This is a genomic window from Nocardia asiatica NBRC 100129, from assembly GCF_000308415.1.
In the GTDB taxonomy this organism is placed as follows: Bacteria; Actinomycetota; Actinomycetes; order Mycobacteriales; family Mycobacteriaceae; genus Nocardia; species Nocardia asiatica.
Window position 1 is genome coordinate 1 of record NZ_BAFS01000341.1, and the last position, 774, is coordinate 774.

The following is a 774-nucleotide window of genomic DNA, read 5'->3' on the forward strand; positions in this document are numbered from 1 at the left end:
CGGTGGTGTGTAGTTCTTACCCGCGATATTGTACAAATACTGCTTCGTCAACCGATTGATCGCACCCGCGATATCACTCGACTTCGCCTGCCCACCCGACACGATCGCATGCGCCTTCTGCAACGCCGCAGTCAAAATCTGATGCACCTTCTGCTGCCCGGCCTTCGTATACGCCTCCGGCCCCAACTCCGCCAACGCCACATTCACCTCACGCACCAACCGAACAATCGCCTTCTTGTCAACCTTGTTCGACCCCGCCAACCCCCGCATATACGAAACCAACTGATTGTCCACATTATTGAACGCCTTCGCCGCGTTCCGCTGAAACAACTGCTTCGCCCGAATCGACCGCGCACCCTCACCCTTACCCGGCGAAATCCCCAACTGCTGCTGCAACTCCCGCACCTTCGGATCCGACGGATCCGCCTGCCCATACACCCGCTCCAACTGATCCAAAACCTCCAACGCCCGCACCGCCTCCGGCGACAACCCACCCCCCGACACCGCCTGCCCACCACCCGAACCCCCACCCGACCCCACCGGCGCCCCACCACCAGCACCCCCACCACCGCCACCCAACCCCGACAACGCCGACGCGATCAACGGCAACATCCCCATCGCCATCATCCCCGCCATCGGCAACACACCCGCCACCACATCCGGATCCACCAACGGCCCCGGATCACCCCCCGGCTCACCCCCACCACCCGGCACACCCTGCGACTGCGGCGCCACCACACCACCCGGCACACCCTCACCCGGCTGCACCTGACC

At 64.0% G+C, this 774-nt stretch carries 1 protein-coding gene; it reads right to left on the reverse strand.

Features of this window, described 5'->3' with window-relative positions:
- Positions 1–669, reverse strand: a 669-nt coding sequence (locus ON27_RS29295; RefSeq protein WP_218003057.1) for a DUF4226 domain-containing protein, incomplete at its 3' end; no start/stop codon positions are given.
- Positions 670–774 lie beyond the last annotated feature (105 nt).